The organism is Allobosea sp., from assembly GCF_017308015.1.
Lineage (GTDB): Bacteria > Pseudomonadota > Alphaproteobacteria > Rhizobiales > Beijerinckiaceae > Allobosea.
The window spans coordinates 61329-84666 of record NZ_JAFKFW010000023.1 but is presented as its reverse complement, the minus strand read 5'-3'; the positions used below and the strand labels follow the sequence as shown (position 1 = coordinate 84666).

Annotated in this window: 25 protein-coding genes and 1 pseudogene; 7 read left to right on the top strand and 19 right to left on the bottom strand. The window is 64.4% G+C overall.

The features are described from left to right. The 5 genes from J0I42_RS18365 to J0I42_RS18345 form a co-directional block, all read right to left on the bottom strand. A partial coding sequence (locus J0I42_RS18365) for an ABC transporter permease (protein ID WP_291656879.1) occupies positions 1 to 1348 on the bottom strand: 1348 nt, incomplete at its 3' end. Then, the gene (locus J0I42_RS18360; protein ID WP_291656878.1) at positions 1348 to 2427 is read right to left on the bottom strand and encodes an ABC transporter ATP-binding protein; all 1080 of its coding nucleotides are present in this window, start codon (positions 2425 to 2427) and stop codon (positions 1348 to 1350) included. The genes J0I42_RS18365 and J0I42_RS18360, both read right to left, overlap by 1 nt. Before the next feature lie 82 nt (positions 2428 to 2509). After that, positions 2510 to 3520 (bottom strand): extracellular solute-binding protein, encoded by a 1011-nt coding sequence (locus tag J0I42_RS18355; RefSeq protein WP_291656877.1) that lies wholly within the window; start codon positions 3518 to 3520, stop codon positions 2510 to 2512. Positions 3521 to 3598: 78 nt separating this feature from the next. Beyond that, positions 3599 to 4897, bottom strand: coding sequence for an L-rhamnose catabolism isomerase (gene rhaI, locus J0I42_RS18350; RefSeq protein WP_291656875.1), 1299 nt, complete (start codon positions 4895 to 4897; stop codon positions 3599 to 3601). A gap of 3 nt (positions 4898 to 4900) precedes the next feature. Then, entirely contained in the window at positions 4901 to 7015 is a 2115-nt protein-coding gene (locus J0I42_RS18345; protein WP_291656873.1) for a bifunctional rhamnulose-1-phosphate aldolase/short-chain dehydrogenase, read from the bottom strand. Between the two features lie 193 nt (positions 7016 to 7208). Between J0I42_RS18345 and J0I42_RS18340 the strand changes: the two genes are divergently transcribed. Next, complete coding sequence (locus tag J0I42_RS18340; RefSeq protein ID WP_291656871.1) at positions 7209 to 8018, top strand: DeoR/GlpR family DNA-binding transcription regulator; 810 nt, start codon at positions 7209 to 7211, stop codon at positions 8016 to 8018. Here the strand turns inward: J0I42_RS18340 and J0I42_RS18335 are convergent. From J0I42_RS18335 to J0I42_RS18310, 6 genes are all read right to left on the bottom strand, one after another. Continuing rightward, a complete protein-coding gene (locus J0I42_RS18335) occupies positions 8007 to 9371 on the bottom strand; it encodes an FGGY-family carbohydrate kinase (protein WP_291656870.1) in 1365 nt (454 codons plus the stop codon). The two genes, J0I42_RS18340 and J0I42_RS18335, sit on opposite strands and share 12 nt — an antisense overlap. 326 nt (positions 9372 to 9697) lie before the next feature. Further along, entirely contained in the window at positions 9698 to 10624 is a 927-nt protein-coding gene (locus J0I42_RS18330) for a 2-hydroxyacid dehydrogenase (RefSeq protein ID WP_291656869.1), read from the bottom strand. Positions 10625 to 10634: 10 nt separating this feature from the next. Continuing rightward, the gene (locus J0I42_RS18325; protein ID WP_291656867.1) at positions 10635 to 11963 is read right to left on the bottom strand and encodes an NAD(P)/FAD-dependent oxidoreductase; all 1329 of its coding nucleotides are present in this window, start codon (positions 11961 to 11963) and stop codon (positions 10635 to 10637) included. Between the two features lie 51 nt (positions 11964 to 12014). Continuing rightward, a complete protein-coding gene (locus tag J0I42_RS18320; RefSeq protein ID WP_291656884.1) occupies positions 12015 to 12896 on the bottom strand; it encodes an ABC transporter permease in 882 nt (293 codons plus the stop codon). Positions 12897 to 12906: 10 nt separating this feature from the next. Then, on the bottom strand, positions 12907 to 13857 hold the full coding sequence (locus J0I42_RS18315; RefSeq protein WP_291656866.1) for an ABC transporter permease: 951 nt from the start codon (positions 13855 to 13857) through the stop codon (positions 12907 to 12909). 27 nt (positions 13858 to 13884) lie between these two features. Next, on the bottom strand, positions 13885 to 15537 hold the full coding sequence (locus J0I42_RS18310) for a peptide ABC transporter substrate-binding protein (protein WP_465247694.1): 1653 nt from the start codon (positions 15535 to 15537) through the stop codon (positions 13885 to 13887). Between the two features lie 264 nt (positions 15538 to 15801). On the opposite strand from J0I42_RS18310, the gene J0I42_RS18305 reads away from it, so the two are divergent. Further along, positions 15802 to 16386 carry a cupin domain-containing protein gene (locus J0I42_RS18305; protein ID WP_291656865.1) on the top strand — a complete coding sequence of 195 codons (585 nt, stop codon included), beginning with the start codon at positions 15802 to 15804 and terminating at the stop codon, positions 16384 to 16386. A 143-nt stretch (positions 16387 to 16529) separates the two neighbouring features. Here the strand turns inward: J0I42_RS18305 and J0I42_RS24030 are convergent. Together J0I42_RS24030 and ligD are read right to left on the bottom strand one after the other, a co-directional pair. Beyond that, positions 16530 to 16652: pseudogene (locus tag J0I42_RS24030) on the bottom strand (DUF6538 domain-containing protein); the annotation flags it as partial. A 319-nt stretch (positions 16653 to 16971) separates the two neighbouring features. Then, positions 16972 to 17835 carry a non-homologous end-joining DNA ligase gene (ligD, locus tag J0I42_RS18300; protein ID WP_465247693.1) on the bottom strand — a complete coding sequence of 288 codons (864 nt, stop codon included), beginning with the start codon at positions 17833 to 17835 and terminating at the stop codon, positions 16972 to 16974. A 361-nt stretch (positions 17836 to 18196) separates the two neighbouring features. Between ligD and J0I42_RS18295 the strand changes: the two genes are divergently transcribed. From J0I42_RS18295 to J0I42_RS18275, 5 genes are all read left to right on the top strand, one after another. Further along, positions 18197 to 18493 (top strand): DUF6894 family protein, encoded by a 297-nt coding sequence (locus J0I42_RS18295; protein WP_291656863.1) that lies wholly within the window; start codon positions 18197 to 18199, stop codon positions 18491 to 18493. Positions 18494 to 18649: 156 nt separating this feature from the next. Then, positions 18650 to 18898 (top strand): hypothetical protein, encoded by a 249-nt coding sequence (locus tag J0I42_RS18290; protein ID WP_291656862.1) that lies wholly within the window; start codon positions 18650 to 18652, stop codon positions 18896 to 18898. A 145-nt stretch (positions 18899 to 19043) separates the two neighbouring features. Beyond that, positions 19044 to 19295 carry a hypothetical protein gene (locus J0I42_RS18285; protein WP_291656861.1) on the top strand — a complete coding sequence of 84 codons (252 nt, stop codon included), beginning with the start codon at positions 19044 to 19046 and terminating at the stop codon, positions 19293 to 19295. Positions 19296 to 19371: 76 nt separating this feature from the next. Continuing rightward, positions 19372 to 19578 (top strand): hypothetical protein, encoded by a 207-nt coding sequence (locus J0I42_RS18280; protein WP_291656860.1) that lies wholly within the window; start codon positions 19372 to 19374, stop codon positions 19576 to 19578. Positions 19579 to 19650: 72 nt separating this feature from the next. Beyond that, positions 19651 to 19977, top strand: a complete 327-nt coding sequence (locus J0I42_RS18275; protein ID WP_291656858.1) for a hypothetical protein — start codon at positions 19651 to 19653, stop codon at positions 19975 to 19977. A 59-nt stretch (positions 19978 to 20036) separates the two neighbouring features. Here the strand turns inward: J0I42_RS18275 and J0I42_RS18270 are convergent, their stop codons facing one another. The 6 genes from J0I42_RS18270 to J0I42_RS18245 all read right to left on the bottom strand — a co-directional run bounded on the left by J0I42_RS18270 (position 20037) and on the right by J0I42_RS18245 (position 22964). Beyond that, positions 20037 to 20354, bottom strand: a complete 318-nt coding sequence (locus J0I42_RS18270; protein WP_291656856.1) for a DUF1236 domain-containing protein — start codon at positions 20352 to 20354, stop codon at positions 20037 to 20039. Positions 20355 to 20641: 287 nt separating this feature from the next. Next, positions 20642 to 21202, bottom strand: a complete 561-nt coding sequence (locus J0I42_RS18265) for a hypothetical protein (protein WP_291656854.1) — start codon at positions 21200 to 21202, stop codon at positions 20642 to 20644. A gap of 270 nt (positions 21203 to 21472) precedes the next feature. Further along, on the bottom strand, positions 21473 to 21652 hold the full coding sequence (locus tag J0I42_RS18260; protein ID WP_291656852.1) for a KilA-N domain-containing protein: 180 nt from the start codon (positions 21650 to 21652) through the stop codon (positions 21473 to 21475). Between the two features lie 11 nt (positions 21653 to 21663). Then, entirely contained in the window at positions 21664 to 21903 is a 240-nt protein-coding gene (locus J0I42_RS18255; protein ID WP_291656850.1) for a hypothetical protein, read from the bottom strand. Positions 21904 to 22402: 499 nt separating this feature from the next. After that, entirely contained in the window at positions 22403 to 22636 is a 234-nt protein-coding gene (locus J0I42_RS18250; protein WP_291656847.1) for a hypothetical protein, read from the bottom strand. Positions 22637 to 22754: 118 nt separating this feature from the next. Further along, positions 22755 to 22964: a cold-shock protein gene (locus tag J0I42_RS18245; protein ID WP_291656845.1), complete on the bottom strand. Its 210-nt coding sequence runs from the start codon at positions 22962 to 22964 to the stop codon at positions 22755 to 22757. Positions 22965 to 23338: the final 374 nt, after the last annotated feature.

Below are 23338 nucleotides of genomic sequence, written 5' to 3'. Positions count from 1 at the left end.
AGGAGCGGACCGAGAACGGCAGCCGGCGGATGAAGTAGGCCAGGATCAGGATGGCCGCGGTCCCGGTCAGGGCGAAGGGCGGCTCGTGATAGGTCACCACCAGACCGACACCCAGCACGATGCCCGGAACCGCGTAGGAGAACATCACCGCCGTATCGAGCAGGCTCGAAACAGGCCCCGGCCGGCGGACGATGATATAGGCGACCGCCGTCCCGACAAGTGCGCAGAGCAGCGTGGCGACCGTGGTGTAGAACAGCGTGTTCCACAGCGGCAGCGCGAGCCGGTCCATGATGCGCGCATAGTTGTCGAGCGTGAAGCTCGCGACCAGAACTGGTCCGTTCGACTTCAGGAAGGACGAGACGACGATATTCACCAGCGGCAGCAGCGAGAAGCCGATCAGCAGGAACACGAAAGCCGTCGCGGCGATGCGCTTGCCCAGCGGCTGCTCCTGCACCTGCAGGGGGCGGATCGCTGCGGTGGCATGGGAGAACCGCGCGGCGAGCCAGCGCTGGAGCAGGAGCGCCGCCGTCGTGACCAGCAGGAGCAGCACCGAGAGCGCGCTCGCCAGGACCGGGCGGCCGCCGAACTCGTTGACGAACTCGCCGTAGATCAGCACGGGCAGGACGCGAAAGCGCTCGCCCAGGATGATCGGCGTTCCCAGATCGGTGAAGGAGGCGATGAAGACCAGCAGTGCCCCGGTGGTGATCGAGGGGACGAGGAGGGGCGCGATCGCGGTCCGGAAGGTGCGGAACTCGCTGGAGCCGAGATTGCGGGCGGCATCCTCGACGCTCTGGTCGATCGACTTCAGCCCTGAGGAGACGAGCAGGAAGACGAAGGGGAAGAATTGTAGCGTAAAGACGAAGATGATGCCGGGAGCGCCGTAGATCGACGGTAGCGGAACACCGATCGAGTTGAAGAGCTGGGTCAGGACGCCGCTGCGCCCGAACAGGACGACCCAGGAATAGGAGCCGATGAAGGGCGGAGAAACGAAGGTCAGGACTACGGCGGCGCGCACGAAGCCACGCCCCCAGATATCGTAGCGATTGACGAAATAGGCGGCCGGAACGCCAAGGCAGACGGCGAAGATCATCGGCCAGATGCTGACCCAGAAGCTGTTCAGCAATGTCTGATAGTAGAAGCGCTCCGAGAAGAAATTGACGTAGTTCTCGAAGATGCCGCCTGTCTTCGCCCCTGCCGAGAGGCTGACGCCGACGATGTTGGCGACCGGCAGCAGAAGCAGCCCGACGATGAGAATGAAAACGACGGCCGTGACCACGGGCCAGAAGCCGAGATGGCGCGCCAGGCTGCCGCGCCCCAGCGGGCCGGCCGTGTCGGTCAAGGCGCTCATCAGGCGGCCTCAGGGTTGAACAGGGCGATCGCTGCCGGCGACACGTCGAGGCGGTGGCGCGACCCGATGGCCGGAAGCGCGACGCCGGAGCGGTTCGAGCCCGCGACCTGGACGAGGTGGCCGCCGCCGAGATCGATCGCGTAGCGCACGGTGCCGCCGAGGAACTGGATATCCGCCAGCGTCCCGATCAGGCCGTCGCCGCCGTCCGGAGAGCGCAGCTCGATATCCTGCGGGCGGAAGGCGGCTTCCAGCGTGCCGGAGGGCAGGTCGCCGCGCAGCTTTGCCGTGAACTGGCCGCCCGGCAGCTCGAGGCGGACATGGCCGGGGCCGGCCTCGCCGCGATGCACCGCCGGCAGGAAGTTGTTCTCGCCGATGAAGCTCGCCACGAAGCGCGTACCCGGCTTGTTGTAGATGTCGTGCGGGCTGGCGACCTGTTCCAGCCGGCCGCCGCGCATCACCGCGATCCGGTCCGACATCAGCAGGGCCTCTTCCTGATCGTGCGTGACATAGATCGTCGTCACGCCGATCTTGCGCTGCAGGGCGCGGATCTCGGTGCGAAGATGCATGCGCATCTCGGTATCGAGGTTGGACAGCGGCTCGTCCATGAGCAGGACGTCGGGCTCGATCACCATGGCGCGCGCCAGGACGACGCGCTGCTGCTGGCCGCCGGACAGTTCCCGCGGCTTGCGGTGGCCGAGATGCGACAGGCGCGTCAGCTCCAGATATGTGTCGACCTTCTGCTTGATCACGGCGGCCTTCAGACCCCGCGCCCGCAGCCCGTAGGCGATGTTGTCGACCACGCTGAGATGCGGGAAGATCGCATAGCTCTGGAACACCATGCCGGTATTGCGATGCTGTGGCGCCAGGTCGTCGATGCAGGTTTCGCCGAACAGGACGCGCCCGCCTGTCTGCTTCAGGAAGCCGGCGACGATGCGCAGCAAAGTCGTCTTTCCGCAGCCCGACGAGCCGAGCAGGGTGAAGAACTCGCCCTTGGCGATATCGAGGGAGACGCCGTCCACGGCGACGGAATCGCCGTAGCGTTTCGTCACCGCGTCGATGCGAACGGAAGTGGAGGCCATCTGGAAACCCGGTCGGTCGCGCATGTCATGAGGGACGGGCGAGCGCTTGCGCCCTCGCCCGGGATCAACTCGGCCGCAGCGCCTATTGCTGCGTCTTGACGATGATCTTCTGCATCCTGTCGAGCACTTCGGCGCGGCTGGCGGCAGCCCATTTGGAGTCGTAGTCGATGACCTTGAGCTCGCTGGCGGGCTTCATCTCGGCATGGGTCTGCGTGCCCTTGCGGGTCGGGCGGCGGCCGGGGAACTTGGCGGTGAGTTCCTTCTGCGCTTCGGCCGAGAGCAGGAAATCGGCGAACAGCTTCGAGGCCTTCGGATTCGGCGCACCCTTGACGATGAACATGCCTTCCGGCTCCAGCAGCGTCCCGTCGGCGGGATAGACGATGCCGGCGGTACCGGCGAGAACGTAGTTGAACGCGCCTTCCTCATAGGTCACGCCAAGCGGATATTCGCCGCGGCCCACCTGCTGGAACACCAGGCTCGACTTGAGGATGACGTTCATGTTCTTCGTCATGTTCTCGACCAGCGCCCAGCCCTTGTCGTCGCGGCCGTAGATCAGCAACCAGGTGTTGAGCGCGGCCAGCGCGGAACTCGACTTCGAGGGGTCCGCATGGACGACCTTGCCCTTCCATTCCGGCTTGGCGAGATCGGCCCAGGTCTTTGGTGCCTGCTCGGGCTTCACCTGATTCTTGTTGTACATGATCACCATGGTGCTCGCGGCAAACGGCGTGTTGTAGCCGCTGGCATCGAGCATTTTGGGTTCGATATTGGCGAGTTCGGGCGAGCTGTACTTGTCGAACAGATCGGGCGCGGAGGCGCCGGTATCGGAGAACCCGCCCCACATGATGTCGGCCGCCGGGCGGTTGCGCTCGGCACGGATGCGGTTCAGCAGCTCGCCGGTGCCCGCCTTCACGGTGGTGACGCGGATGCCGTATTTGTCGCCGAACATCTTGGTGAAGTGATCGACCATCTCGGAAGGATGGGAGGCATAGACGACGAGGTTGCCCTCAGTGGCCGGGGCCTGTGCAAACGCGGCCGCCCCGAGGGCAAGCGAGGCGACGGCTCCCGCGATGATCGCTTTGACGACTGACTTCATGGTTTCCCTCCGCTGCGTTCGTTCTGTGTGGTGCGCCTGCCGGCCGAACGATCCGGCGGCGCTTTGCTTCTGTGAGGTTCAGACGATTCCGCCGCCGCTCCCCGCGCTTTTCGGGCGCCGGGCGGCGACGGTCTTCCGGTAGTTCGATAGACGGTAGGCGCCGACGGGGTCGATCGCTCCGCCGGCCCGGCGGCGCGCCTCGGCGAGTAGCGGCGTCACGTCGGTGCGGAAGGCCCGGCGCAAGGTCTCGGCCGCCATCGCGGCATCGTTCTGCGCCTGGCATCCGGCGAGTTGTGCACGATCGACAAGGAGAGCCTGGGCATGGGCACGCCTGGCGGCGTCGGCGCTCAGCATCAGGCTCTCGATCGGGTCGGTGACATTGTGCGACTGGTCGAGCATCAGCGCCGGCGCTTCCTCCCACGCCTCTCGCACCTCGGCGTCGACCAGTTCGTTGAACACCAGGAAGAGCCGGAACGGATCGACCGAACCGGCGTCGAGGTCGTCGTCCCCGAAGCGGGAATCGTTGAGGTGGAAGCCGCCGAGCTTCCCGGCCGCGATCAAACGCGCGACGATCAGTTCGATATTGGTCGAGGGGGCATGATGGCCCAGATCGACCAGGCAATGCGCCCGGCGGCCGGCTGCCTGGGCGGCCAGCAGGCAGGAGCCCCAGTCCTGCACCACCGTCGCGTAGAAGGCGGGCTCGAAATTCTTGTATTCGAGCAGCAGCCGCCAGCCTTCATCCGGCAGGCTGGCCTCGATCGCGCGGACGGATTCGATATAGCGCTCGAAAGCCTGCGCGAGATGGCTCTGTCCCGCGAAATTGCTGCCGTCGGCGAGCCAGATCGTCAGCGCCCGTGCGCCCAGCGCCTGTCCCTTGGAGATGCAGTCGATATTGTGCGCGATCGCCTGGGCCCGTACGTCCGCGTCAGTATGGGACAGGCTGCCGAACTTGTAGGAGAATTTCTGGCCGGGCTGGTCCTGGAAGGTGTTGGAATTCACCGCGTCGAAGCCGAGCCCCAGCTCCTCCCCACGCGCCTTCACCGAGGCCATCGCCGCCGTATCGTCCCAGGGGAAATGCAGCGAGACGCGCGGTGTCGCCCGGCCGAGCTGCTGGATGACGGCGCAATCCTCGAGCTTGTCGAAGATGTCGGCAGGCTCGCCCGGGCCCGGAAAGCGCGCGAAGCGCGTCCCTCCGGTGCCGACGCCCCATGACGGCACCGCGATCTCCAGCGCGGAAACACGCGCCAGGATGGCTTCGCAATCGATGCCCCGCCGCGAGAGCGTGCGCGCGAGTGCTTCGTAGTCCTGCGCGAGCGCGTCGGCCCCCTGACGGTTGTGCGCTTCGACGATGCCGGGATCGATCAGATGCTCCGCCATGGCCTATCTCGTGAAGGCGGGCGCGTGCCCGGCATCGACATTGAGAATGTTGCCGGTGGATTTCGCCGAAAGGTCCGAGGCGAAGAAGTGGACGGCCTCGGCGATGTCCTCGGGAAAGACGTTAAGCTTCAGCATGCTGCGCTGCCGGTAGACCTCGTCGAGATCATCGGGCGCGACATTGTAGGCTCCTGCCCGCTGCGCCCGCCATTCGCCTTCCCAGATGCGCGAGCCGCGCAGGACGGCATCGGGATTGACGACATTGGCGCGTATGCCGTGAGGCGCGCCTTCCAGCGCCAGGCAGCGGCAGAGCTGGATCTCGGCGGCTTTCGCCGTGCAGTAGGCCGAGGCGTTGGGCGAGGCGACCAGCGCGTTCTTCGACGCGATGAAGACGATGGCGCCGCCGCGGGACTGCACCTTCATCAGCCGGAAGGCCTCGCGGGAAACCAGGAAATAGCCTGTCGCGAGAATGTCGATATTGCGCTGCCAGAGCGCGAGGCTGGTCTCTTCGAGCGGTGCGGCCGACGCGATCCCCGCATTCGACACGAGGATGTCGAGCCCGCCGAAGGCGAGGGCCGCCTCGCGGAACAGGGAGGCGACGCTGCTCTCGTCGGTCACGTCGACCGGGAAGGCGGCGACGCGATCGCGGCCATAGCTCTTGACCAGCGCGGTTTCAGCTTCGCTCAGGGCGGCCTTGTCGATATCGCAGATCACGACGCAGGCGCCTTCACCGAGCAGTCGCCGGGCACTGGCGAGGCCGATGCCGCCGGCGCCGCCGGTGACCAGCGCGACCCGGCCCTCGAGCGGCTTGCTTCTCGGCAGCCTCTGCAGCTTGGCTTCCTCGAGCAGCCAGTACTCGATATCGAAGGCTTCCTGCTCGGGCAGCGCGACATAGGTCGAGGCCGCGCCGGCGCCGCGCATCACGTTGATCGCGTTGACGTAAAACTCCGCCGCGATCCGTGCCGTCGCCTTGTCTGCGGCGAAGGTGAGCATCCCGATCCCGGGCAGGAGGATGACGACAGGGTTGGCATCACGGACAGGCGGCGAGTCGGGGCGCCGGCAGCGCTCGTAATAGGCGAGATAGTCGGCGCGATAGGCCGCGATGGCCTCTCGCAGGCTCGCCGCCAGCTCCTCGCCATCCTGCGAGATCGTCTCGCTATCCAGCACCAGCGGGCGAATCTTGGTGCGCAGGAAATGATCCGGACAGGAGGTCCCGAGCGGCGCGAGCGCAGCGAGATTCCGGCTGCAGACGAAATCGAGCACCGTGGCCTGGTCGTCAAAATGGCCGACCTTCGAGCGTCCCTCCGAAACGAGGCCGCGCAGGACCGGCAGCAGACGGGCCGCCACCGCGCGACGGTCTTCCGCGGGACATACGGCGAGGGCAGGGCCGCCGAAAGCCGGTTTGCCGGCTTCCTGCGCAGCCAGCCAGGCGATGGCCCGGTTGATGACCTCGATCGTGGTCTCGTAGCAGTCTCGCTGGGTCGCGCCCCAGGTGAAGAGGCCGTGGCTGCCGAGGATCACGCCGCGCGCGCCGGGATTGTCGCGCACGAAGCCTTCCAGCATCAGCCCGAGCTCGAAGCCCGGCCGCCGCCAGGGCAGCCAGCCGATATCGTCGCCGAAGATGTCGCGCGTCATCGCCTCGCCATCGGCCGAGGCGGCGATGGCGATGATCGCGTCGGGATGGACATGGTCGACATGCGGATGGTCGATCAGGCCGTGAAGCGGCGTGTCGATGCTGGCTGCGCGCGGATTCAGGCCGAAGGTGCAGTGCGGATAGAGCGCGACGACCTCATCTTCCACCGCTGGCCCGGCATAGCCCTCGCGGATGCTGCGGAAGCGCGCCATGTCGAGCGTTGCGAAGCCGTCGAGACGAATCGAGCCGAGATCGCCGCCCGAGCCCTTGACCCACAACACCTCGACCGGTGCGCCGGTCAGGGGATCGGGCATCGCCAGCTTGGAGGAGGTGTTGCCGCCGCCGAAATTGGTGATGCGCTTGTCCGCACCGAGCAGATTCGAGCGATAGACCAGCAGATCCTGCGGCGACAACGTCCCCGCCAACCGCTCGTCCCAGGCACTGGCGAGCAACTGCGACGAGCCGCCCGAGCCGGCGTGATCGGCCATGATATCCTCGACTTCGACGTTTCCGCAGGCGCTCTTCGGCGGCCTTTCCGCAATCTCATCGCAAACCATCAAGAGTTGTCAAGTTCGATCAATTTCTGTCATCGTCTTTCACCCGGGATGGCGCCGCGGGTGCTAGGATGGAGTCGCGAGGGACTGCGACAGACATCATGCAAGGGCAGGGGACCGGAAGACGATGCTCGAACGCGAACGGCACAGGCTGATCGTCAAGCTGACCAACGAGCGCTCCATTATCGCCCTGTCTGATCTCGTCGACATGCTGGATGCGTCGGAGGCGACGATCCGGCGCGATATCGCCGCGCTTGACCGCAACGGCGAGTTACGCCGCGTACGCGGCGGCGCGGAAGCATTGCGGCCACGCCATCAGCATCAGCTCGCGGGCGTGCCCTTCGCCATGAGCCGCGATGTCAATGTCGCGCAGAAGGAGGCGATCGCTCGCGAGGCGGCGACGCTGATCGAGGACGGCATGAGCGTGATCCTGAATGCCGGATCGACGACTTTCGAGCTGGCGAGGCTGCTGCGCGGGCGCAGCCTCGACGTGCTGACCAACTCGTTCTCGATCGCCGGCGAGCTGCTCTCGGTGCGCCCCGGCTGCCGCGTGACGATTCCGAGCGGAACCGTCTATCCCGAGCACAACATCATCTTGAGCTCCTTCGAGCATGACGGCACCGAAAGCTTTGCCGGCGAGGTGCTATTCATGAGCTGCTATGGACTCGGTCGTGCCGGCGCGACCGAGATGGACCCGCTCATCGCCCGCGCGGCGCAGAAGCTGGTGCGCCGGGCCGAGCGCGTCGTGGTGCTGGCGGATAGTTCGAAGCTCAGGATGCGGTCTTCGATGCTCGTCGCCCCGCTCGCGGACATCGACATCGTCATTACCGACAGCGGCGCTGGCGAGGCCGAGATCACGCTGCTTCGTAACCTTTGCCCCGACGTGAGGGTCATGGCGGCTGATGGCAAGGTTCCGACGATCGGTTCAGCCTCCTGAGATCATCCTCTCGGCGACCATCCCGCGCCAGGTCTGCTGATAGGGGCCGAGATCCAGGTCGAGCGCCGGGATGCCCTGAGCAGCCAGTGCGTAATCGGGCAGCAGGCCGGCCTCGGACGGCCAATGTGCAAGCAGCGCCGCACCGATGCCGGTGCCGTGCCGGTCCTGCGCGGCAAGGATGCGCGTTTCCGGCAGAAGCGTCGCGAGCGCCCCGAGGTAAAGCGGGTGGGTGGCGAAGGGGCCGTCGACATAGAGCTTGCGGACGGGGCCGGTCAGGGCAAGGCACTCGCAGGTCATCAGGGCGCAATAGAGCTCGGCCAGCGCCGTCAGCTGCGCCTGCCCTGACGGCGCCCCGCGAACGACTCCGCGCGCGCCGACGAAGGGCCCGCCCGCAGCGAAGCACGGCAGTGCGAAAAGGCCCGTGGCAACGACCGCGCGCAGCTCCTCTATCCCAGCCTGCCCGTCGAGCCCCGCGATCGCGGCATATTCACGTCCGCCCATGAAGCGGGCCGAGGCGACGGGGCGCCCGAGCGCGTCGACATTCGCCAGCGTGTCGCGCCCGGCAGGAAGGCCGGATAGATCGCCTTCCGGATTGAAGCAGACGAACCAGGTTCCCGTGCTGACGAGCGCGAAAGGCTCCCGCGATCCAGCGATATAGCGCAGCAGGGCGGCGTTGCTGTCATGAATGCCGGTTAGAATCCGGCACGGGCCGGGCAGGCCGAGCGCCGGCCCGGCTTCGCCAAGCACCGTCCAGGCCGGGCTGGCTGGCGGGAGCAGGCGATCCCAGCCCATGGTGGCGGAAAGCGAGGACGGGCCGCCCTTCAAGGGAGCCCAGAGGTCGGTGTGGCATCCGAGCGACGACACGTCCAGGGCCAGTTCGCCGCCGAGCTTCCAGGCCCAGTACTGGGGATAGGCGATGAGCGCGCGAGCGCTCTCGAAGAGGCCTGGAAGCGAGCGATCGAGCGCGAAAAGCTGCCGTCCGGCATTGAGGCCGAGTGGCAGTGCGGGCGAGAAGCTTTCCGCAAAATCTGGCCGCAGCCTGTCATAGTCGGCCGAAATCGCCGCTGGGATGGGTTGCTCGTAATCGATGATCGGATGAGCGAGCCCGCTCTTGCCCATGACGGCAAACGTCGCGCCATGCGTCGTCGGGACGATTGCGGAAAGCCGAAACCGCTTTGCGATCGTCTTCAGGCTCGCCTGGATGAACGCCCAGCCATGCGTCGTGTCGAGATGTGCGCCGTCGCTGACCGAGGCGGTGTCACAGGTCGCTACGAGATTGAGGGCCGTGTCGAACGCCAGGACCTTGCTGTTGGTCTTGCCGATGTCGAGCACGGCTGTGACGCCGGAATGCATAGTCGCCTTCCCCGCGACACCAAAAACCAGATTCGCACTCTGCCTTATGCGCGCAGATCTGACACCTGCCTTGCGCGATAACCAGACCTTGGTGCTTTCTCCGGAAGCGGACGGCAGCGAGCCCGATACGGGACATAGGGCTTCTGACGGAAAATCACCGTTGGTGAAACGGCAAAACGGGCACTGTGGGTAGTCGCCACGGGGCGGGCGACTCCGGAGCCTGTCACCAAGCCATAGGCAGCTTCACGCATCTGCCGGCAGTTGTTGTGGCAAAGCCCGTACGGAAGGCCCGGACGGGTGGTGGGCCGCTAACAGGAGTCGTGCGCTCAGTATTCCTGACCACGCGGGACGAGGCCCTCGATCGGGAGCCCTCTGCGGTGGCGCTCGATCGTCTCGAGCACGAAGGCGGCCCCGCCCTCCGGTCGCGTCATGCTGGCGATGTGGGGTGTCATCACGATGCGCGGATGCCGCCAGAACGGGTGCTCCGCCGGCGGCGGTTCGGGATCGAGAACGTCGATCATCGCGCCCGAAAGCTGCCCGGTTTCCAGCGCCGCCAGGAGATCCGCCTCGACGAGATGGCCGCCGCGCCCGACATTGATAATAGCGGCGCCCGGCGGCAGTGCAGCGAACAGCCGCGCGTTGAGGATGCCGCGCGTCGCATCGGTCAATGGCAGCAGGCAGATCAGGATGTCCACCTGCGCCAGGAAGGCCGGCAGTTCGTCCGCCCCGGTGAAGCAGGCGACGCCCTCGATCTGGCGTGGCGAGCGGTTCCAGCCGGAGAGGGGAAAGCCGAAGGACCGCAGCTTTGTCAGGCTCGCCTGGCCGAGCTGCCCGAGCCCGAGGATGCCGACGCGGCGACGCGCGCCGGGTTGGACCTGGATCTCGCGCCATAGCCGCCGGCGCTGCTGGTCGAGATAGGCGACCATGTCACGGTGCAGCATCAGGGTCGCCATGCAGACAAACTCGGCCATGCTCTCGGCGATGCCGGGCTCGAGCATGCGCACGACCGGCAATCCGGGCGGCAGTTTGCTGAAATCGAGCTGGTCGACGCCGGCCCCGACCGAGAACACCATCTTCAGGTTCGGAAAGGTCTCCGCGATCCGCTCCGGCGGCTGCCAGAGCAAGAGATACTCGACGGCCGCGGGATCGCCGATATCCGGCCAGATGCGGAAGGGGATGTCGGGGGCCTGCCGGGCGAAGGCCTGGGCCCATTGTTCCGCCCGCTCGGCACTCGCCTTGTAGAGAATGGTCATGCCGACGGCCTCAGAACAATCCGACAGGCGCCAGCGGGCGGCCGTCGACCAGCCGCTCGTAGCTGTAGGCGGCGGGGTCGACCAGCGGCGTGTCGCCCCGGACGATGTCGGCGGCGAGCTTGCCGGCTGCCGGGCCGATGCCGAAACCATGGCCCGAGAAGCCGGTGGCGAGGAAGAAGCCCCGCAGGTGCGGAACGGCCGAGATCACCGGCACGGTGTCGGGCGTCGAATCAATGGTGCCGCCCCAGGCCTCGGCGATGCGGATATCCTTCAGTGCGGGATTGCTCTCGATCAGCGCCGCCAGCGCCGCATTCACCAGCTCCATGTCGGGGGCCGGATCCTGTACGCGCACGGCCTCGAAAGGCGAGGGCTGGTCCAGGCGCCAGTTGGCGCTGCCGAAGAGTTGCTTGAAGAAATCGGCGCCCAGCCGCAGCTTCAGTCCGGCGCGGCGCTGCTTGAAGGTCGGCCAGAAGGCCTTGGCGTAGCGCAGGATGTCGGGCGTGAGGTTGACGGTGCCGCGCCCGCGCAGGGCCAGGGTCAGGCCGCCGTCGAGCCGGCGGCGGATGCAATAGGCCGTGGTGCCGAGCGCGCCTTCGGTGAATTCGGGCGCCGGGGTGGTGCGGCAGGCGGTGGCGTCGACCAGCCCGATCGGCAGGTCGATGCCGTGGCGCCGGCAGAACAGCGAGGACCAGGCGCCGCCTGCGAGCAGAACGGCCTGGGTGCGGATCGTGCCCTTCTCGGTGACGACGGCGCTGACCGCGCCGCCCGTCGTCTCCAGCCCGCGGGCCGCGCAGCCCTGATGGATGGTGACGCCGCGCTTGCGCGCAGCCAACGCGAGCGCAGGCACCGCCATCGAGGGCTCGGCCCGGCCGTCGCTCGGGGTATGCAGGCCGGCGACCCAGGTCTCGGTGTTCGCAGGCAGGGCTTCGGCGACCTGCGCCGGCGTCAGCAGGGTGGAATGGACCTGCTGCTCGCGCGCGATTCCCGCCCAGCGTTCCCAGTCGGCCGCTTCCTTGGGGTCCTTGGTCAGGAAGAGCACGCCGGTACGGCGGAAGCCGGTATCGGCGCCGGCCTCCTCCTGCAGTTCCTCCCACAGGCGCAGGGCCTCGCGGGCGAGGGGGATCTCGGCGCGGGCGCGCCCCTGCTGGCGGCACCAGCCCCAGTTGCGGCTCGACTGCTCGCCCGCGACATGACCTTTCTCGACCAGAGCGACGGAAAGCCCCCTCCGGGCGAGATGATAGGCGCTGGAGATGCCGATCACGCCGCCGCCGATGACCACGACGTCGACGGCTTCCGGCAGGCGCTCGTCGCTAGGAATGCGGTTGACCGGCGGGGACATGGGGAACTCCTGAGACGGGCCTGGGGGCCGCAGCGGCGGTGAAGGTTGGCGTCAGTTGATGTCCAGGCGCGGGTCGAGCGCGTCGCGCAGGCCGTCGCCGATGAAGTTGAAGCTCGTCACCGCGAGCGTGATCGCGATGCCGGGCAGGAGCGCGAGCCAGGGTGCGCTCGTCAGGTAGATCTGGGCGTTGTTCAGCATGTTGCCCCAGCTCGAGGCCGGAGGCTGGATGCCGTAGCCAAGGAAGCTGATATAGGATTCGAGCAGGATCGCCTTGGCGACGTTGAGCGTTGCCGCCACCACGATCGGCGCCATCGCGTTCGGCAGCAGGCTCCGGAACATGATGTAGAGGTTGCTTGCGCCCACGGAGCGGGCCGCCACGGCGAAGTCACGCTCGCGCAGGGAGCGGATCTGGGCCTCGACGATGCGGGCGACGTTCATCCAGGAGGTCGCGGCGATCAGCAGCGTGGTCGCGACGATGCCGGGCTCGGTGAGCGCCGCCAGCGCCAGCAGCAGGAAGATCGCCGGGAAGCATAGCACTGCATCGACGAAGCGCATCAGCGCGGAGCCGAGCCAGCCGCCATAGAAGCCGGCGACGACGCCGACCGCGATGCCGATCGCCATCGCGACCGCCATGGCGAGGAAGCCGATCGCGAGCGAGATGCGCCCGCCCATCATCAGCCGGGCGAGGATGTCGCGACCGAGTTCGTCCGTGCCCAACACATGCACGCCGGAGAGCGGCGGCGCGAAGCGCTGCAGGATGTCGATATGAGTGTCGTCGAAGGGCAGCAGGAACGGGCCGAAGATCGAGCCCAGGGCCAGGACGACGATCGTGGCCGTGCCGGCCATGGCGAGCCGGTGGCGATAAAAGCGCCGCCAGGCGGTGTTCGTGGAGGCGGCGGGCGCCGGTTCGGCCGAAACGGCGGCGGCTTGCATGCTCATCGCCTCACTCCATCCGGATCCGCGGGTCGACCACCGCATAGAGCAGGTCGGCGAGGAGCGAGCCGAGCATCACCATCGTGGCCGAGAGCATCAGGATGCCCATCACCACCGGGTAGTCGCGATAGGCGATGGAATCGAGGAAGAGCCGGCCCATGCCGGGCCAAGTGAATACCGTCTCGGCGACGAGCGCACCGCCGAGCAGGGTCGGGAACTGCAGGCCGGCGACGGTGATCATCGGCAGCAGCGCGTTGCGTAGCGCATGCCGCGACAGGACGCTCCATTCCGGCAGGCCCTTGGCCCGGGCGGTGCGGATATAGTCCTGGCCGATGACGTCGAGCATGGAGGAGCGCATGAAACGGGCCCAGATCGCCGTCTCGACCAGCGCGAGCACGAGGGCGGGGGCGATCAGGTGATGCAGCAGGTCGAGCACGGAATCGTCGCCGACCGTGTGGCGGTTGCCGGCCGGCAGCCAGCCGAGCGTGACCGAGAAGACGTAGATCGTGACCAGACCGAACCAGAAGGTGGGGATCGAGAGCGCGATCATCGCCCCCACGGTGGCGAGCGTATCGAACAGCGAATAGCGCCGGATCGCGCCGAGGATGCCGATCCAGCAGCCGAGCAGGCAAGCGATCAGCGTCGCCGTTGCCATCAGCTCGAAAGTGGCCCTGAGATGCGAGCCGATGACGGAGAGTACGGCGCTGCCGTCGCGATAGGAGGTGCCCCAGTCGCCTTGCAGCATGCGCCAGAGCCAGTCGGCATACTGGACCGGCAGGGGCCGGTCCAGGCCGAGTTGACGCGAGATCCGCGCGATATCCTCCGGCGACATCTGCGACGACAGGGCGAACTGCGACAGCGGCCCGCCCGGCGCCAGATGCAGGATGGCGAAGCCGAGCATCGAGACGATGAGCAGGAGCACCAGCGCCTGCCCGAGCCGGCGGATGAGATAGGGAAGCATCGCGGCGCGATCTCGTTCTTCCGGCCGTCAGGCCCAGTACCACTCCCGCATGTTCCAGCAGTTGGAGGAGGTGTTGATGTTGGCCGCGAAGCCCTGCAGTCCCTCCTTGGTGCCTTCGGCGATGGCTGACTGGAACAGCGGCAGGATCGCGAGGTCGTCGCGGATCAGCTTCTGCAACGCGCCATAGCTCTTCTTGCGCTCGGCGAGGTCAAACTGGGCCGCACCCTCGGCCAGCAGCCGATCGGCTTCCTTGTTCTGGTACTGGTAGGTGTTGTAGCCGCGCCCGCCCTTGGCCGGGATCGCGCCGGAGCCGAAGCGCGGCGTCACGTCCGGATCGCTGCCCAGCATGAAATTGACGCCGACGATCACCGACTGGAATTTCGATTGCTGCCAGAACTCGCCCCAGATCACCGCGGCGGGCATGTTGCTGATCCGCAGCGAGGCGCCGATCGCTTTCCAGTCCTGCATCAGGAGCTGCTGTGTCTGCTCGCGCACGGCATTGCCGCTGGTGGTCGAGTTGCTGAATTCCAGCCGGACGCCGTTCTTCTCGCGGACGCCGCCGGAGCCGCGCTTCCAGCCTGCTGCGTCGAGAATGGAGTTGGCCTTGGCTGCGTCGTAGGCATGGGCCGGCAGATCCTTGTTGAAGGACCAGGCCTGCTGCGGCACGAAGGATTCCGTCGGCGTCGGCAGCCCGTAGTTGAGTGCGTCGATCAGCCCCTTCTTGTTGATGGCGAGATAGAGCGCCTCCCGCACCGACCGGTCGGCGAGCGGCCCGAATTCGAGATTGGGCGCAATATGCTCGACCGATGCTGTCGGCGAGACCGAGATCCTGCGGCCCGGCAGGGTCTTCGCTTCCTTGACGAAGTTGGGCAGCACGCCCTGGATACCGGTGTAGTCGATCTGGCCGGTGCGGAACTGGGTGTAGAGCACGGTCAGGTCGGGAACGTATTTGAAGATCACGCGCTCCAAGAAGGGCCCGCGCCCGTGGTAGGCCTTGTTGGCGAGGAGCTGGATGTGGTCGCCCGGCACGCGCTCACCCCAGCGGAATGGACCGGTCCCGATCGGTGCGTTGTTGAAGGGTGAGGCATTGGGATCGGACGCCTTCTCCAGCGCGTGCTTGGGCACGATGAAGAACAGCGACAGGATCGACATATATGGCGAATAGGCGCTCTCCATGCGCCAGTGAATCTCGTCCGGCGCGACCACCTTGATGTCGTGGACGAGGCTGTGCCCGACCCGGTTACGGGCGCGGAAGGCGGTGTTGTTGATCAGGTCGATGCTGAACTTGACGTCTTCGGCGGTGAAGGGCGTGCCGTCATGCCATTTGGCGTCGTTGCGCAGCTTGACCTTCCAGGTCAGGCCGTCGGCGGAGAGTCCGCCGTTCTCGAGGGTCGGCACCTCCTTGGCGAGGTCCGGCTGGAAGCGGCCCTGCGGGTCGATGTACCAGAGCGTGCTGAAGAGCTGCCACCAGACGCCCTGGTCGACCTCGATGCCGGGCATCAGCGGATGGAAGACGGTCGGCTCCTGCGACAGGCCGGCGACGACCTGTCCCTTCGGCTCGGAAGGGGGCTGGGCCGCCCGCAACGAGGCCGGTAGGCCGATGCCGGCGGCAAGACCCATGCCCATCGCCAGAGCGCCGCGGCGCGTGGGGCCCGTGACTCCAGAATATCCGTCGGACATGATGTGCTCGCTCCCAATGAAACCGCGGGTCCGCGACGTGTTCTCACGACGCGGAGCAGGCAGAATTTCAATCCCCTTGACTTTTATTGTGATGAATTCAACACGGCTAAAATTGCCTGTCAATCGCTCTGACATGCACCGCCCTGCGCGCCAAGGTCGAGCGGTTGTTCTAGGCGCTTCGGAAGACAGGCTGAGAGGCGATCGATGAGCAGGAACGCCACGGGGACGGGCGCTTCGGGGAAGAGTGCGGGCGAGGCGATCGTCTTGCCCGAGGATGCCGAGCATCGGCTCGGCGAGACGGTTCGGATGCTGCGGCAGCGTGCCGGGCTCTCGATTCAGGAACTGGCGCAGCGCACGGGGCTCTCCAATGGCATGATCAGCCAGCTGGAGCGGGCGCTCGCTTCGCCCTCCATCCGCACCCTGCGGCTGCTCAGCATCGCGCTCGGTGTGCCGATCTCCCATTTCTTCGAGCCGCACGCACCCGATCCGTCGTCGCAATACATCGTGCGCCGGAACGACCGGCGCCTGCTGCGCCTGACGGCGAGCGGCGTGCTCAAGGAATCACTGACGCCGGCCCAGGGCGGAGCGCTCGAGATCTACGAACTGACGCTCAATCCGGGTGCGTCGTCAGGCGCCGACTTCGTCCAGCATGTCGGGGAGAAAGCGGTCTACGTGCTCGCCGGCCGGATCCGGATCTGGCTCGATCACGAACCCCATATCCTGGATGCGGGGGACAGCGTCTGCTTCCCCAGCATCGTGCCGCACATGTTCGACAATCCCGAGCAGACGATAGCCCGCGCGATCTGGGTGACCACGCTGCATTCCGGCGCGCCGCCCCGGGAGGGCTGACGCGAATCGCCATCAGAGGAAGCCGCATAAGAAACTCTTGCTACGGCTCCGCCGCATACGCCACCTCCGGTTTCATCAAACACCCAATCTCGGTGTCCAAGAAACCGGCAGCAGGCCAACGGAGCGGGGGGCTTGAGGGCACGCCAATGCTGCTCAATCTCGGCGGCTGCTTCCGGGTAGAGCTTGCGGGCCTCCGTAGGGTCCTTTGTCCGGAGCGAACGAAGAGCCTCTCGCTTCCCAGCGCCTTCGCGCAGGTCCTTGGGGACAGCCCTGCGAAACTAATAGACACTTGTTTTGGGATGCTTGAACGGCCGGGCCATGAAAGGGCACGTGGATCACCCGATTGTATCACTCGGGCGTCCACTAAGCCGTCGATATCAGCTAAGGCGCTGACAAACCACCACTCTGGTAGATGAGTGGTGCCCAGGAGAGGCAGCTTATAGAAGCCATAAGACGCTGTAATTAAATCGATATTTTCAATGGGGAGAACAGAAAGGCCATCATTTAGGCCATCTTTTTCCGAAGGGCGCCTGCTTCGCTCTCCAGGGCGGGCAGGGCGCCGGGCGTGCGACAGCCTGCCGCACCTTAATCCACGATTTCGAACACGTCCGCTGCGTCCTCTCCGTCCCGCAGGCCCTTGAACGAAGCATGACGCAACTTGCCGTCATCCGTCCATGCGCGGAAGGCCACTTCCGCCACCAGCTCGGGCTTGAGCCAGACAGCTTCTTTCCTTCGCCCGGTTCCCGTCGCGGCGGGCTTGTCAGTCACGAGCTTTGCCATCTGCTTCCTTAGCGCGGCGCCGCTCGCTGCGGTGAAGCCGGTCCCAACGCCGCCGACATAGACCAGCGCTCCGCCCTTCATTGCTCCCACCAGCAAGCGCCCGACGCCGCCAAGGGCTGCCCGAGATGGCTCATAGCCGATGATGGCGAAGCCCTCCGATTGAACGCATTTGATTTTGAGCCATTCGCCGCCCCGGCCGGATCGATAGGGAGCCGAGCGGCGCTTGGCGATAATGCCCTCCAGGCCCATCTCGCATGCGAGCTTGAGGAAGGCGGCGCCGTTCGCGTCTATGTCCTCGCTCATCCCGATCGAGGCATGAGGCTGGGATGACAAAGCATCCGCCAGCATGTCCCGCCGTTCGGCTTGAGGCAGGGCGCGCAGATCGTGGCCATTGAGATAGAGCAGATCGAAGGCATACAGCCTCGCCTCGGCCGCGAAGCGCTTTCCGCCCCGGCCACCTAGAGCCCGCTGGAGGGCGCCGAAGTCGGATGCTCCCCGTTCATCGAGCACGACCGCTTCGCCGTCGAGAATGGCGCTGTCCAAGCCCAACTCGCGGGCATCGTGCGCGATGGTTGGAAAGCGCGCCGTCCAGTCCTGTCCGCCTCGGGTGATGATCCGAACACGAGCCCGTTCAATATGGACAGCCAGGCGATAGCCGTCCCATTTCACTTCGAAGGACCAATCATCGCCAATCGGTGGTTTGCTCTGGCTGGGCTAGGCAGGGCTCGACACGTCTGGCATCGAATCGGCTAGTAGATCCCGTTCAAGCCGCTTACGCCGCGCCGGCCCTTTGACGGTATCGACGCCCAGCCCGACTCTGAGAACCCGACGCGCACACATTGGACACAACCCACGCAACGAAACGAGTCGCCAACGGGCGGCTTATTGAATCGTTCCGAGGAACCGCTCGCGACCCGGAGCCGTTGGCTGAGTCAGTGCAGGGCATCATGCTGTGGGACGAAGCCCACGATAACGCGACTTCTCGGCATTAAACTCTGAATTTAGTGACACTCGAGCTTTCGGGATTTCCATGCCTCTCTACCGCTTCATCACAGACAATGGCGGCTCTCACTACGTCGATCTCGATCTTCCAGATGATGCGTCCGCCAGGCGCGAAGGTCGCAAAGCCTTTGCAGAGTCGGCACATGACGCGCTTACCGATAGCGAGAGCTGCGAAATTACGATGCAGGTGCTGGAAGCCCAACGGATCATTTATCGCGGGCATATCTCATTCGAAAGCCGAGACATCAGCCCGCCGCACAATGAAGGGCTTGAGCGCCTGGAAATGGAGCATACTGATGAGCGAACCTCGTCTCCGAACGGATGAGGATTATCGGACAGCCCTATTGCGACTGGAAGGGTTCGGGGCCGCGGGGCCCGGTCATCCTCGCTACGCTGATTACGAGGCGCTGCTAACCGTGATCGACCTGTGGGAAGAGCAACACGAGGGCATCATCGAGCGGCCTCAACCAAGCGACAGGCAATGATGGTGATGCGCTCACCGCTTTCCCAAAGCTTCACACAGGGCGGCGTCACCGTTCAAATCGAGATTCATGAGTCGGCCGATGGCTGGCACCTTGAGCTGCTCCACACGGATGGCGGCCTTACCGTTTGGCTTTCTGTGTTCCCCACCGACAAGGCTGCCATGGCGGCACTCACAAAGGCCGTCGAGCTGCACGGGTTGGCCAGGTTGCTCGCGATGGGTGGTGAGTACCTCCCTACGCTTCACTGACGCGGGATGCGGAACGACCGCCGACCATCAAATGACATAGACACGCCATCAAGAGCGGTCATTATGCTCAGGCAGTTGTCTCCATGCCGCTTTTGGAAATGACCGCTGGCGGTGCATGTTGATGCCGTCCAGGCGGAGACCTGTCATGCATACTGGTACGGGACATTTGGTCCTGCGCGATGGACGCAGGCTACCTCTCAATTTTCAGTTCGGAAGCAACTTCGACGAAGTTCGCTCTGGCTATTTGCACCTCAATACCACCTGTATCGATCCGGCATCCTACGGCGATCGAATGGAGTTGGTCTGCGAGGATGGCACCAATGTCCGCTTCGTCGTTACCCACTTCAGCGACCGCTACCTTGCGGTGTCGGGGCATATCCATCCGCAAGCGGCCTAGTGGCGAAAGGCCATGAGCCGTTTGCCGGGAACATTGAAGCAGTTGGGGCGTTAATTCCTGTTGCAGCGGATTTTCAATGTCGATGGTTCTCAGTATAAACCGCGTCGGCTTGGAGTGGGCAGCGCGGGACGCAACCGGCACCAACTACGGACAGTCTCCTGACCTGTTCGAGGCCATCGAGGCCGCTGAACGCTTGGCGAGGCGCAATGGCGCCAAGGTGGTGCTAAGCCGTGAAGCTCAAAACTATCTGCTCACAAAGCCGACGGCGAAGCCAACGCGCTAAGACATCCGTCCCCGCACTCAATGGCGGTGCGTCCTCACTTTCCGCGTCGCACGCGGACGATCGGCCCTTTAAGTGAAACCGACAGTTGAGACGTACACGGCGGTACTGCCGTGGTACGCGCCCGAAGATTTTCAACGTATTTGGGAGCTTGCCCACGACCGCGACGAGATGCCGAGCGACTATGAGGTTTGGCGTGCGTCCGCGATGAGCGTCATGAGCGCCTGGCTAGCACGCGGACGGGCGCTTCAAATCGTGTCCATTCGCCCTGAAGAGTTTTTGCCATGGCTTGAAGAGCGAGAGCTGCCGAACACCGCGGCCGTACGATTGAAGTTTGTCGAAGAGAAAGCCAGAGGCGGCATGGACGTAGATCTGGGGGCCGTAAGCGCTGCGGCGAAGTAGATAGCGCTCCTCCAGTCGTCGATCAGAGCCGGACAGAAGCCCGGCTCTGATTATCTTAATCATTCGATGATCTGAACAATCTTGCGGCTGGAAGGCTCGACCAGCACAACGTGGTTATCAGTGTAAACGTAGCTGTACTTGCTAACGCTCGTGCCCCAATCGGCGGGGGCGGTATGGATTTGGACATCGGCTGGGAGCGTTGCGCCAACCGTGACCTTCTCCTTGAGCATGACCGGCTTCATCTTTTCCTTGACGACGTATTCCTTGATTTTGGTCTGCTCGGGCTGGCTGATGGTGATGGTGGTGCTCTGAGCGAAAGCAGCGGAGCTGGCGACCAGTGCAGACGCCGCGACCATTCCAAGAATCGTCCGTTTCATGTTGGTTCCTCCGGTTGCGCACAGGTTGTGCGATGGGCTTCCAACTCGGCCACGAACTCATCAGTTCCAGGCTCCTCTAATTACGCAGCCGCTATACCCATCAGTATATAACGTTGAAAAGATTCATGAAATTCTCTGGAACAATTTTTGTCTTAGAGTCCTTCTAGGTCCCGAGGCTTGGCTCCGCCTTCTCGTCGCTCAAACGGGCCGGCCCGATCGGTGAACTCGCAATCCGATCGGGCCATTTTTTGAAAAACAAGCTGAGAAGCGGGCTGACTCCAGAAGTCTCACGTCTCCATATGCGTCGCCCGTTCTTTCAACTGGATCTTATCCAGCCTGGTGACCGCGCGAATCGACCCATCATCAGCCCTGCTGAAGCTGATTTCGTCGGAACGAAGGGCGATTGAACGGGCACCGATTCCGGGAAACCCGCCTATATCGATTATGACCTGGAGTGTCTCACGGACACCATGAATTTGGACGACCGCCCCGATTTTTTTGTTCGATGCGTCATAGACGGGGGCCCCATACAATTTGTCAGTTGGCAAATCGCCGCGCGATAGTGGTTGGTTCTCCGGAGGTGTCCCCTCCCGGAGCCGATCCAGTTCCTTTGTGATTGGATTATGCGGCCTGTGAGCGCGCGTCTCAGGCTCTGACTTCGTTGGGGCTCCGATTTGCTTCTCTCCGATGACGCGCTCTCGATCGTCACTGCCTTTGACGCGATATTGCGGCTCCCCGTCCGGGCGCGTCGGAAGTAATGCCGTCACCTCGTAGAGGCCGGACGCGTCTTGATCATGAAAGCCGAAGGCCAAGCCGACGCGGTCGCCAAGTTTGTAGCGGTGAGGCATAGTTATACTCCGGCTACATTGGAGGCTATTTGATAGGACGCAGCCAAGTTAGTGACGAGGGCGACCCTGGCGTCACGCTCACCATTCTGTTGGGCGAGGCAGATATATGAAACGTATCGCCTCGATATCAGTTCCCAAGCTTGTGGCGAGGCTTGCGGACGCAGATTCGTCGGGGAGGCGGGCGCGTCACGCCCGAGACGGACTTCCCCTCCATCCGCTCGCGGACGACGGTGTTGCACTTCATATGGAAGCCGGGTCGAGGTACTTCGCTTAGGCAAGACCGATCTGCCAGTGGCCGAACGTTCCGCCGCCCTTTCCACGCTTGGCCATAATGCCGGAATTCCCGGCATTACGAGCTTCCTCAACGCAGGCGACGAATTCCTTGGTGCTGACCAGGGCCAGCCAATCGGCGGGTGCGCGACCAGACGGAGAGCCGGCCGCCTTCAGCACCAGCTTTGATCTCAGCGGCGACGCTGACGTTCCTGAAAGCGATGGATTGCTCGATGTGCAAGGTCGGCCGGCTCGTCCACTCGCTCAATCGCGAGCGACACGACCACGTAAACCAACCGCATGCGTTGCCGCTCCTTATCCGCGGACGGAACGCCGGCTTCGACATAGCTCCAGGCGATTTCCGTCGCCTTCTCTGCTCGTGCAATTTCCTCCGGGTCTCCAAGAATGGCAAATGGGCTTGGCTTGATCATCGGAGGCTTTCGGCGTCGCTAAGCTCGCGCACTCAGGACGCGCTGCGTCAGCGAAGGTTCCGGCGATGAGGAGCAGCCCTCAATTCGCGAATAAACATAGCAGACGAGTGCCTTATCCGCCGGAGAAGCTCATTTCTTTTCGAGCGGCCGGCCAGGATCGATCGGGCTCCACGAAGCCGAAGGCTTACGGTCGCCCTCTTCGGTTGGTGGCGCCTTTCCGGCTGAGCTATCCGCCGGTTTGGCTTCAGGCGTTCCCGAGCCTGGCCGCGGCCTGCTGTCAGCGCCGCGGCGCGGCTGGCCGACGGTGTCATCCTTGGGCTTCGACATAGCTGCATCCTCCGCATGTCCTTGGGCGAAGAATGGTCGGCGCATCGAATAGTTCCGGGAACTAATGACCTAGAACAGATCATCCTTGAACGGCTCGATGGTCGTCGGATCGTCGTCGCGATGGTGGACCGCTTTCACCCCGACGGCGCGGCCATCCGGCAAGACAGTCCGATTATTTGAAGCCGGGTCGACGACGGGCCTTCATGCTCGCTTGCGCGCCCAATGCAGCCTGCCTATCCGAAGCTTCCTTAGCCAAGCGGAGCCCCCGCAATCTGGACATATTGTCTGCCCGTTGCTGCGACAGCCGCTCGGTTTCCGACAAGATTCTCGCGTGCGACAGCGCTTTTGTCTGAAGCTTCAAGAACTGATTGTCGGCGGTGAGGCGCTGCTTTGAAGGTTCGAACATTCTGGTCTCCATTCGTGGTGGAACTGAAAGCAAAAAGGCCGAGCTAATGCCCGGCCTTTCAAATGGCAGTTATCGCCGTCGCCAGTACATCCGTGGTCGACGGCGACGATTGCCAAAATCACGCAGCCTGGAGCTGTTCAGCGGCCATCTTGCCGGAACGATTATCGCGAGCGACCTCGTATCCGATCTTTTGACCCTCCTGGAGGTCCCGCATTCCGGCGCGCTCGACGGCGGAGATGTGTACGAACACATCCTGGCTACCGTCATCCGGCTGGATGAAGCCGAAACCCTTGGTGGAATTGAACCATTTTACTGTGCCGGTGGTCATGAAAAACCCTCCTTCTTGGCAAGACCTGTCGCCCGCCGACAGAATGTTCGGCGAGTTCAGAACGATTTCGAAAGGGGGAGTTTATCAGAACCGCGCCAAAGCGCGAAAATAACAACGGCCGTCCAAGCAATCTCGATGAAATAAACTTAATCCCGATCGCAGCGGAATGCAAGTTTTATTATTTTGCGCAGATTTGAGATGGCCGCAGACCGTTTCTATTTCAATTTGTTATGTCACGGTAACGACCGGGCGGGTGGACCAGCAAGATCAACCTGTGCCCTGGGGCAGGGCGTGCGAAGCCGTGCGCAAGTCACTTCCTAGTGGTCAGTTCGTCGAGCGGGTTCGTGATCGGGTTGAGGGCACTTTCGCGTCGG

What these genes read in the sequence shown, in the direction of transcription:
- J0I42_RS18360 (WP_291656878.1), bottom strand. Translation starts at nt 2,427, where the DNA reads ATGGCCTCCACTTCCGTTCGCATCGACGCGGTGACGAAACGCTACGGC.
- J0I42_RS18355 (WP_291656877.1), bottom strand. Translation starts at nt 3,520, where the DNA reads ATGAAGTCAGTCGTCAAAGCGATCATCGCGGGAGCCGTCGCCTCGCTT.
- rhaI (WP_291656875.1), bottom strand. Translation starts at nt 4,897, where the DNA reads ATGGCGGAGCATCTGATCGATCCCGGCATCGTCGAAGCGCACAACCGT.
- J0I42_RS18345 (WP_291656873.1), bottom strand. Translation starts at nt 7,015, where the DNA reads ATGGCCGATCACGCCGGCTCGGGCGGCTCGTCGCAGTTGCTCGCCAGT.
- J0I42_RS18340 (WP_291656871.1), top strand. Translation starts at nt 7,209, where the DNA reads ATGCTCGAACGCGAACGGCACAGGCTGATCGTCAAGCTGACCAACGAG.
- J0I42_RS18335 (WP_291656870.1), bottom strand. Translation starts at nt 9,371, where the DNA reads ATGCATTCCGGCGTCACAGCCGTGCTCGACATCGGCAAGACCAACAGC.
- J0I42_RS18330 (WP_291656869.1), bottom strand. Translation starts at nt 10,624, where the DNA reads ATGACCATTCTCTACAAGGCGAGTGCCGAGCGGGCGGAACAATGGGCC.
- J0I42_RS18325 (WP_291656867.1), bottom strand. Translation starts at nt 11,963, where the DNA reads ATGTCCCCGCCGGTCAACCGCATTCCTAGCGACGAGCGCCTGCCGGAA.
- J0I42_RS18320 (WP_291656884.1), bottom strand. Translation starts at nt 12,896, where the DNA reads ATGCAAGCCGCCGCCGTTTCGGCCGAACCGGCGCCCGCCGCCTCCACG.
- J0I42_RS18315 (WP_291656866.1), bottom strand. Translation starts at nt 13,857, where the DNA reads ATGCTTCCCTATCTCATCCGCCGGCTCGGGCAGGCGCTGGTGCTCCTG.
- J0I42_RS18310 (WP_465247694.1), bottom strand. Translation starts at nt 15,537, where the DNA reads ATGTCCGACGGATATTCTGGAGTCACGGGCCCCACGCGCCGCGGCGCT.
- J0I42_RS18295 (WP_291656863.1), top strand. Translation starts at nt 18,197, where the DNA reads ATGCCTCTCTACCGCTTCATCACAGACAATGGCGGCTCTCACTACGTC.
- J0I42_RS18290 (WP_291656862.1), top strand. Translation starts at nt 18,650, where the DNA reads ATGATGGTGATGCGCTCACCGCTTTCCCAAAGCTTCACACAGGGCGGC.
- J0I42_RS18285 (WP_291656861.1), top strand. Translation starts at nt 19,044, where the DNA reads ATGCATACTGGTACGGGACATTTGGTCCTGCGCGATGGACGCAGGCTA.
- J0I42_RS18280 (WP_291656860.1), top strand. Translation starts at nt 19,372, where the DNA reads ATGTCGATGGTTCTCAGTATAAACCGCGTCGGCTTGGAGTGGGCAGCG.
- J0I42_RS18270 (WP_291656856.1), bottom strand. Translation starts at nt 20,354, where the DNA reads ATGAAACGGACGATTCTTGGAATGGTCGCGGCGTCTGCACTGGTCGCC.
- J0I42_RS18265 (WP_291656854.1), bottom strand. Translation starts at nt 21,202, where the DNA reads ATGCCTCACCGCTACAAACTTGGCGACCGCGTCGGCTTGGCCTTCGGC.
- J0I42_RS18255 (WP_291656850.1), bottom strand. Translation starts at nt 21,903, where the DNA reads ATGATCAAGCCAAGCCCATTTGCCATTCTTGGAGACCCGGAGGAAATT.
- J0I42_RS18250 (WP_291656847.1), bottom strand. Translation starts at nt 22,636, where the DNA reads ATGTTCGAACCTTCAAAGCAGCGCCTCACCGCCGACAATCAGTTCTTG.
- J0I42_RS18245 (WP_291656845.1), bottom strand. Translation starts at nt 22,964, where the DNA reads ATGACCACCGGCACAGTAAAATGGTTCAATTCCACCAAGGGTTTCGGC.